Source organism: Roseomonas rosulenta, assembly GCF_016106005.1.
Taxonomy (GTDB): domain Bacteria; phylum Pseudomonadota; class Alphaproteobacteria; order Acetobacterales; family Acetobacteraceae; genus Neoroseomonas; species Neoroseomonas rosulenta.
This window is the reverse complement of the sequence record NZ_JACADR010000203.1, coordinates 1-8,283: the sequence shown is the minus strand read 5'-3', so window position 1 is coordinate 8,283 and position 8,283 is coordinate 1. Positions and strand designations below refer to the sequence as shown.

Below are 8,283 nucleotides of genomic sequence, written 5' to 3'. Positions count from 1 at the left end.
GGGTGGCGGCGGTCTGGCGCAAGCCGGCCTGCTGCGCCGCGGCGGGCGTGGCCAGAAGCGCCACCAGCGCGCCCAGCAGCGGCCGGCGGCCGGTCACGGCACGACCTCGGCGGGCTGGGGGTGCATGCCGCGCGGGTCCTCGGGCGGGTTGAGCGCGACCGAACCCGGCGCGCCCTCGCGCCAGGCATGCAGCGCCCAGCGCACCGAGGGGAAGGCGAGGTCGTCCCAAGGGATCTCGTCCCAGCCGAAGCGGCGGACTTCCAGGCTTTCCGGCCCGGCCTCGAAGCCGGGTTCGGCGAGGCGGGCGCGGAAGATCACCTGCACCTGGCCGAGCCTGGCGATGGAATAGACCGCGAGCACGCCATCGAGCGCGATGCGCGCGCGCGCTTCCTCCCAGGCTTCTCGGCGGGCACCTTCCTCGACCGTCTCGCCCATTTCCATGTAGCCGGCGGGGATGGTCCAGAAGCCGCGTCGGGGTTCGATGGCGCGCCGGCAGAGCAGGACCGTGTCATCCTCGGCGACGATCGAGCCGACGACGACCTTCGGGTTTTCATAGGCGACATGACCGCAATCGGGGCAGGTCAGCCTTTCGCGGTCATCGCCTTCGGGGATCCGCCGGATGAAGCGGGACATGAGCAAATCATGGGACACACAGCGCGGGTGCCGCAAGCATTGGTTGCGCGGCTGCGTTTAAAAACCATGTCCGGGCTGCGCGGAACGCGACCCTCGGCGGTCAGACCCGCAGGTCGAGCAGCGAGCCGCGCGGCAGCATCTGCAGGGCCGGCAGGCTCCCCGAGGGCGGCACGGTCTCGAGCGTGCGCTGCTGGGCGGGCGCGGCGGCGCGGCAGCGTCGGCCGGGCGATCGGTGCCGCGCATCGGCTGGATGCCGGCGCTGCGGGTGACCTCCTGCGTGAAGGCGGCGAGGGAGTTGAGGCTGATCATGCGGAGCATTGTCCAGCCGAGGCGTGAAGAATGCCCTAATGCGGGACGCCGCGCGGGCGGACGGAGCGGGGAAATGCGCATCCCCGCACCCTGCGCGGGGAGCCCGTTAACCTTCCAGCAACCATTGCGTGCACGCGGGACGTATCACGCCCCGCGAGGTCACGTCGCGGTGAGCGCCGCCACGCCCGGCAGCGTCTTGCCCTCGAGCCATTCCAGGAAGGCGCCGCCGGCGGTCGAGACATAGGTCATGCGCTCCGCCACGCCGGCATGGCGCAGCGCCGCCACGGTGTCGCCGCCGCCGCCGATCGACTTCAGCGCACCCGACTGCGTCAGCGCGGCGACGATCTGCGCCACCGCCACCGTCGCGGCATCGAAGGGCGGCGTCTCGAAGGCGCCGAGCGGGCCGTTCCAGACCAGCGTCGAGGCCCCGCGCAGGCGCGCCTCGATCGCCTGCTCGGTCTCGGGGCCGACATCGAGCGCCATGCTGCCCTCGGGCACCGCATTGGCGCGCACCGTGCGGGAGGGCGCGTTCAGCTTGAACTCCTCGGCGACCACCAGGTCGGAGGGCAGCAGGATCTCGCAATTCGCCGCGCGCGCGGTCTCGAGGATGGCGCGGGCGGTGTCGTGCATCTCGGCTTCCTGGAGCGACTTCCCCATCCCGTGGCCCTGCGCGGCGAGGAAGGTGTTGGCCATGGCGCCGCCGATCACCAGCACATCGACCTTCTTCGACAGGTTCCCCAGCAGGTCGAGCTTGGTCGAGACCTTCGACCCGCCAACGATCGCGACCACCGGGCGCGCCGGGTTGCCCAGCGCTGCATCGAGCGCCTTGAGCTCGGCCTCCATCAGCCGCCCGGCATAGGCGGGCAGCAGGTGGGCCACGCCCTCGGTGCTGGCATGGGCGCGGTGCGCGGCGGAGAAGGCGTCGTTCACATAGGCATCGGCGAGCCTGGCGAGCGCGGCGGCCATGGCCGGGTCGTTCTTCTCCTCCCCGGCATGGAAGCGGGTGTTCTCGAGCAGCAGGATGTCGCCATCGGCCATCGCGGCGACGGCGGTCTCGGCCGCGGGCCCGATGCAGTCCTCGGCGAAGGCGACGGGGCGCTTCAGCGCGGCGGAGAGCGCCTCGGCCAGCGGCCTGAGCGACATCTCGGGCACGCGCTTGCCCTTGGGGCGGTCGAAATGGCTGCAGATGACGACCCGCGCGCCCGCATTGGCGAGCTCGGCGATGGTGGGGCACAGGCGCTCGATGCGCGTACGATCGGTGATGGCGCCATCCCTCACCGGAACGTTAAGGTCCGCGCGCAGCAGCACCCGGATACCTTTGGCGTCCAGCGCATCGATGGTTCGGTACGTCATCGCGTCGAAAATCCTGGCAGGGAGAGTGGGATGATCCGTTGGCTCGCAGTCTTCGCTCTCCTGCCGGTCCTAGCATCGGCGCAGGAGGCCTTCCAGTTGCCCTCGGGCAACATCCACTGCGCGGTGTTCGATCAGCGGCTGCGCTGCGACGTGCTGAACTTCGCCTACCAACGCCCGCCGCGCCCGCGCAGTTGCGACCTGGACTACGGCGGCGCGGTGGAGATGGGGCCGCGCGGGACCCCGGTGCTGATCTGCCATGGTGACACGGTGGCGAACCCGATGGCGCCGGTGCTGGGTTATGGCCAGGCCTGGCAGGGCGGGGGGATGGCCTGCACCGCGACGCAGCAGGGGCTGCGCTGCGTGAACGGCGAGGGGCGGGGCTTCGAGATGGCGCGTGCGCGGCTGCTGTTCTTTTGAGGTCGGCGATCCCTTCGGGGCGATTCGCGCGGCGACCGACCGCCCCGATGACTTGCGCAGCGCGACCGGTGCCGTGCCCCGTGGTCAGGCCTTGCCCGAGCGCAGCCGGATATGCTGCCCATCCACCGCGAAGCGGCCCCAGCCCTGGTGGTGGATCGTTCTGGCATCGCGCCTTTGGGGGTCGATCCAGGCATGGACGACCTCGAGGACGAACATGCAGTAGGCGCTGACCATCCGCGTATCCACCACGCGGCATTCGAGGTTGGCGAAGCAATCGAGCAGCAATGGCGGGGCAACGTGGCGTGCGGCGCGTGTCGCTAGGCCGAAGCGGGCGAACTTGTCGGTATCGGCGCCCGAGCAATTGCCGATCGCTACGACGGTCTTCGCGAATTCCGCCGGTGGGATGGCGATGACGCACTCCTTCGTGCGCTTCAGCGCGGCGAAGGAGTGGTTCCTGTTGCTCACGATGCAGGCGATCTGCGGCGGGGTGAACTCGACCATCATGTGCCAGGACATGGCCATGACGTTCGGGATGCCGCGCTGGCTGGTGGCGAGCAGCACCACCGGCCCTGGTTCGATCAACTGGTACGCCCGTTCCAGCGGCACCGACCGCAGGTGACGGGATCCAAGGGCCTTTCGGCCCTTGGCGGGTGGGTCCGGGAGGGCAGCGCCCTCCCGGGACATCACAGGCTCCCGAACAGCGCCGTCGTGTCGCTCATGCGGTTCGAGAAGCCCCATTCGTTGTCGTACCAGGACAGCACGCGCACCAGCCCGCCATCCACGACCTGGGTCTGCGTCGCGTCGAAGGTGGACGAGGCCGGGTTGTGGTTGAAGTCGATGCTGACCAGCGGGGCGGTGTTGTAGCCGAGGATGCCCTTGAGTGGCCCGGACTCGCTCGCCGCCTTCATCGCCGCGTTCACCGCTTCCTTCGTCACCCCTTCCTTCGCCGGCACGAAGTCGAGCGAGACGAGGGAGACGTTCGGCGTCGGAATGCGGATGGCGGTGCCGTCCAGCTTGCCCTTGAGCTCCGGCATCACCAGGCCGACCGCCTTGGCCGCGCCGGTGCTGGTCGGGATGGCGCTGACCGCCGCGGCGCGCGCGCGGTGCAGGTCCTTGTGCAGCGTATCGACCGTGTTCTGGTCGCCGGTATAGGCGTGGATCGTCACCATGTAGCCGCGGACGATGCCGAAATTCTCGTGCAGGACCTTGGCGATCGGCGCGAGGCAGTTGGTCGTGCAGGACGCGTTGGAGATGACCGTCATCTCCTTGGTCAGCGTCTGGTGGTTCACGCCATAGACGATGGTCGCATCCGCATTGTCGCCCGGGGCGGAGATCACCACCTTGCGTGCGCCCGCGGTCAGCAGCGCCGAGGCCTTCTCCTTGCTGGTGAAGATGCCGGTGCATTCCATCGCGACATCGACGCCGGCGAGCGGCAGCTTCGTGGGGTCGCGTTCCGCCGTGACCTTGATCGGGCCCCAGGTCTTGCCGCCGTTGCGGATGGTGATGGTGTCGCCCTCGACGATCACCTCGCCCGGGAAGCGGCCATGCACGCTGTCGTAGCGGAACAGGTGGGCATTCGCCTCGACCGAGCCGAGGTCGTTGATGGTGACGAACTCCAGGTCCTGCCGGCCGGCCTCGCAGGCCGCGCGCAGCACCAGGCGGCCGATGCGCCCGAACCCGTTGATAGCAACCTTCACCGCCATGGTGTCCCGATCCTTCCCGTGATGGTTACGCGACGCGCTTCTTCACCGCCGCCGTGACGGCATCGGCCGTGATGCCGAAATGCCTGAACAGGTCCTCGGCCGGGGCCGAGGCGCCGAAGCCGCCCATGCCGATGAAAATGCCATCGGCGCCGAGCCAGCGTTCCCAGCCGAAGCCGATCGCGGCCTCGATGCCAACGCGCAGCGCGCTGCCCAGCACCTGCTCGCGATACGACGCATCCTGCGCCGCGAAGATCTCCCAGCAGGGCAGGGAGACGACGGCGGTCGGGATGCCCTCGGCCTCCAGCGTCTCGCGTGCGGCCATGGCGAGGTGCACCTCGGAGCCGGTCGCGATCAGCGTTGCCTTGCGCGCCGCGGAGGCCTCCGCCAGCACATAGCCGCCGCGCGCGCAGCGGTTCTCGCCGGCGTCGGCGCGTAGCGCGGGCAAGTTCTGCCGCGACAGCGCCAGCAACGACGGACCATCGGCGCGCTTCACCGCCAGTTCCCAGCACTCGGCGGTCTCCATCGCATCCGCCGGGCGGAAGACGAAGACGTTGGGCATGGCGCGGAAGGAGGCCAGGTGCTCGACCGGCTGGTGCGTCGGCCCGTCCTCGCCCAGGCCGATGCTGTCATGCGTCAGCACGTGGATGACGCGCGTGTGCATCAGCGCGGCGAGGCGCACGGCCGGGCGCAGGTAGTCGCTGAACACAAGGAAGGTGCCGGAATACGGGATGATGCCGCCATGCAGGGCCATGCCGTTCATCGCGGCGGCCATGCCGTGCTCGCGTACGCCCCAATGGACGAAGCGCCCGGCGAAATTCCCCGGCGCGATCGCCGGGATGCCCTTCACATTGGTGTTGTTCGATCCCGTCAGGTCGGCCGACCCGCCCACCATCTCCGGCACGGAGGGCACCAGCGCCTCCAGCGCGCGCTGGGACGACACGCGCGTCGCGAGCTTCGGCTTCTCCTCGGCGTGCTTCGCGCGCAGCGCCGCCAGCGCCTCGTGCCAGGCTTCCGGCAGGCGGCCGGCGACCGCGCGGTCGAACTCCGCCTGCTGCGGGTGCTTCGCCAGGCGCTTCAGCCAGGACCGGCGCGTGCCAGCACTGCGCCGCCCGGCGGCCTCCCAGGCGGCCTTGATGTCCTCGGGCACGGTGAAGGGCGCGGCGGTCCAGCCCAGCGCCTGCTTCGCCGCGGCGGCCTCGGCGGCACCGAGTGGCGACCCGTGCGACCCCGCCGTGCCCGCCTTGGTCGGCGCACCCAGGCCGATGATGGTCCGGCAGGCGATCAGGACCGGCTTGCGGCTGCGCGTGGCCCAGGCCATCGCGCTTGCCAGCGCCTCATGGTCGTGCCCGTCCACGCGGCGTGTCGCCCAGCCATAGGCCTGGAAGCGCTTCAACGTGTCGTCGGTGAAGGACAGCGCGGTGTCGCCGTCGATCGAGATGTGGTTGTCGTCCCACAGCACGCACAGCTTCGACAGGCCGTAGTGCCCGGCCAGCGACGCCGCCTCGTGGCTCACGCCTTCCTGCAGGTCGCCATCCGAGGCGATGACCCAGGTGCGGTGATCGACCAGGGAGGCGCCGAAGCGCGCCGCCATCATGCGTTCGGCCAGCGCCATGCCGACCGCGGTCGCGATGCCCTGGCCGAGCGGGCCGGTGGTGGTCTCGATGCCCGGATGCTCGCCGTATTCGGGGTGGCCGGCGGCGGGGGAATGCAGCTGGCGGAAACGCTTCAGCTCCTCCATGCCCATGCCGGCATGGCCGGTCAGGTGCAGCAGCGCATAGAGCAGCATCGACCCGTGGCCGGCGGACAGCACGAAGCGGTCGCGGTCGGCCCAGCGCGGGTCGGCCGCGTCATATTTCAGGAACTTCGTGAACAGCACGGTCGCGACATCGGCCATGCCCATCGGCATGCCGGGGTGCCCCGACTTCGCGGCCTCCACCGCATCGATCGCCAGCGCGCGGATGGCATCCGCCAGCCGCCGCGCCTCGCTCGCCGGCCGCGCGAGGATCTCGGCCTGGGCGGCAAGGGCCGGGTTGGCGGAAGCGTCGGGCGTCGGGGCAATGCTGGCCAAGTGGCACCTGCGGCTGCGTCGGGGGAGGCGGCGCCGCTATAGAGGCGGGGGGGCTGTCGGGCAACCGGGCGGGTCGGATGGCGCCCATGCGCGGCGCACGCCCTCGCCCCCGTCCGGCCCTGCCTCGATGAAGACGATGCCGGCGGTCTCGAGCGCCTGGCGGATCGCCGCGGCGGTGGCGCGATGCAGGGCATGGCGCCCCGCCTCGAAGCCGCGCACGGTGCCGGGGCTGATCGCCGCGGCGGTGGCGAGATCCGCCTGGGTCCAGTCCAGCAGGGCGCGGGCGGCGCGGCATTGCGGCGCGGTGAGCGGCATGCGGCGTGACGTGGTGAGCGTGCGAAAATAGTCAATATTGCCGAAATTCATTGAATTTCGGCAATGCAACCCCAACTGCCCGACGCAAAAGGGAGGGCCCCATGCCGGATCACGCGACGCCGCTCATCGCCACCATCGTCGTCGGGCTTGGCCTCGCCTTCGCCTTCGGCCTCGCGGCGCAGCGCCTGCGCATCTCGCCGCTGGTGGGCTATCTGCTGGCCGGCGTGGCGGTGGGGCCGTTCACACCCGGCTTCGTGGCCGATGCGGCGCTGGCGGGCGAGCTGGCGGAGATCGGCATCATCCTGCTGATGTTCGCGGTCGGGCTGCATTTCTCCTGGCGCGACCTGATGGCGGTGGGCTCGATCGCGATCCCCGGGGCGGTCGTGCAGATCGGCGTGGCCACGCTGCTCGGCCTCGGCCTCGCGCTGCTGCTGGGCTGGGGCGTGGTGGCGGGGCTGGTCTTCGGCCTGGCGCTGTCGGTCGCCTCCACCGTGGTGCTGGTGCGCGCGCTGCAGGAACGCCGCCTGATGGACACCGAGCGCGGGCGCATCGCCGTCGGCTGGCTGGTGGTCGAGGACCTGGCCATGGTGCTGGCGCTGGTGCTGCTCCCGGCGCTGGCGGGGGTGACCATGGCGGGCGCGGTCGCGCCGGGGAACCTGCTGGTCACGGTGGCGGTCACGCTCGGCAAGGTCGCGCTGTTCGGCGCGGCGATGCTTGTCGTCGGCCGGCGCGCCATCCCGTGGCTGCTGCATTACGTCGCGCATACCGGCTCACGCGAGCTGTTCCGGCTTGCGGTCTACGTGATCGCGCTGGGGGTGGCCTTCGGCGCGGCCAAGCTGTTCGGCGTGAGCTTCGCGCTGGGTGCCTTCTTCGCCGGCATGGTGCTGTCCGAGAGCAAGCTGTCGCAACGCGCGGCCGAGGAAGCCCTGCCGCTGCGCGACGCCTTCGCGGTGCTGTTCTTCGTCTCGGTCGGCATGCTGTTCGACCCGGGCGTGCTGCTGCGCGACCCGCTCGGCGTGATCGCGGCGGTGCTCATCATCCTGGTGGGCAAGTCGGCGGCGGCCTATGGCATCGTGCGGGCCTTCGGGCATGGGCACGGCACGGCGCTGACCATCTCGGCCTCGCTCGCGCAGATCGGCGAATTCTCCTTCATCCTGGCGGGGCTCGGGGTGGCGCTGGGCATGCTGCCGGCCGAGGGGCGCGACCTGGTGCTGGCCGGCGCCATCCTGTCCATCCTGGTCAATCCGGTGCTGTTCTTCGTGGTGGACCGAAAGCTTCCGGCCGCACCGCGCTCACCCGTACCGCCGCCCGCCGCCCCGGCCCCGGCCGAGCCTGGGCACGAGGTGCTGGTCGGCTTCGGGCGCGTCGGCGGGCTGGTGGGCCGGCGCCTCGCGGCGGCGGGGCGCAAGCTGGTGGTGATCGAGGCCGGGGAGGACGCGGCCGCCGCCGCGCGGGCCGCGGGCCTGCGCGTGATCGAGGGCAATG

At 70.9% G+C, this 8,283-nt stretch carries 8 protein-coding genes; 2 read left to right on the top strand and 6 right to left on the bottom strand.

Going from position 1 to position 8,283, the window contains the following annotated elements; translation table 11 throughout:
• Nucleotides 1–93 precede the first annotated feature (93 nt).
• Both HW578_RS19375 and HW578_RS19370 read right to left on the bottom strand, forming a co-directional pair.
• A complete protein-coding gene (locus HW578_RS19375) occupies nucleotides 94–633 on the bottom strand; it encodes an NUDIX hydrolase (protein ID WP_198372357.1) in 540 nt (179 codons plus the stop codon).
• Between the two features lie 468 nt (nucleotides 634–1,101).
• On the bottom strand, nucleotides 1,102–2,295 hold the full coding sequence (locus tag HW578_RS19370; protein WP_198372356.1) for a phosphoglycerate kinase: 1,194 nt from the start codon (nucleotides 2,293–2,295) through the stop codon (nucleotides 1,102–1,104).
• Between the two features lie 30 nt (nucleotides 2,296–2,325).
• Here HW578_RS19370 and HW578_RS19365 point away from each other — a divergent pair, with 30 nt between their 5' ends.
• A complete protein-coding gene (locus tag HW578_RS19365) occupies nucleotides 2,326–2,712 on the top strand; it encodes a DUF6636 domain-containing protein (protein WP_198372355.1) in 387 nt (128 codons plus the stop codon).
• An 84-nt stretch (nucleotides 2,713–2,796) separates the two neighbouring features.
• On the opposite strand, the gene HW578_RS19360 is transcribed toward HW578_RS19365, so the two are convergent.
• From HW578_RS19360 to HW578_RS19345, 4 genes are all read right to left on the bottom strand, one after another.
• Nucleotides 2,797–3,294 (bottom strand): flavin reductase family protein, encoded by a 498-nt coding sequence (locus HW578_RS19360; protein ID WP_232479125.1) that lies wholly within the window; start codon nucleotides 3,292–3,294, stop codon nucleotides 2,797–2,799.
• Between the two features lie 101 nt (nucleotides 3,295–3,395).
• On the bottom strand, nucleotides 3,396–4,415 hold the full coding sequence (gene gap, locus HW578_RS19355) for a type I glyceraldehyde-3-phosphate dehydrogenase (protein WP_198372353.1): 1,020 nt from the start codon (nucleotides 4,413–4,415) through the stop codon (nucleotides 3,396–3,398).
• A 25-nt stretch (nucleotides 4,416–4,440) separates the two neighbouring features.
• A complete protein-coding gene (tkt, locus tag HW578_RS19350; RefSeq protein ID WP_369407933.1) occupies nucleotides 4,441–6,474 on the bottom strand; it encodes a transketolase in 2,034 nt (677 codons plus the stop codon).
• A 45-nt stretch (nucleotides 6,475–6,519) separates the two neighbouring features.
• Nucleotides 6,520–6,798 (bottom strand): helix-turn-helix transcriptional regulator, encoded by a 279-nt coding sequence (locus HW578_RS19345; protein WP_198372351.1) that lies wholly within the window; start codon nucleotides 6,796–6,798, stop codon nucleotides 6,520–6,522.
• Nucleotides 6,799–6,899: 101 nt separating this feature from the next.
• Here HW578_RS19345 and ybaL point away from each other — a divergent pair.
• Nucleotides 6,900–8,283 (top strand): YbaL family putative K(+) efflux transporter (ybaL, locus tag HW578_RS19340; protein WP_198372350.1); only part of this gene is annotated, 1,384 nt, incomplete at its 3' end.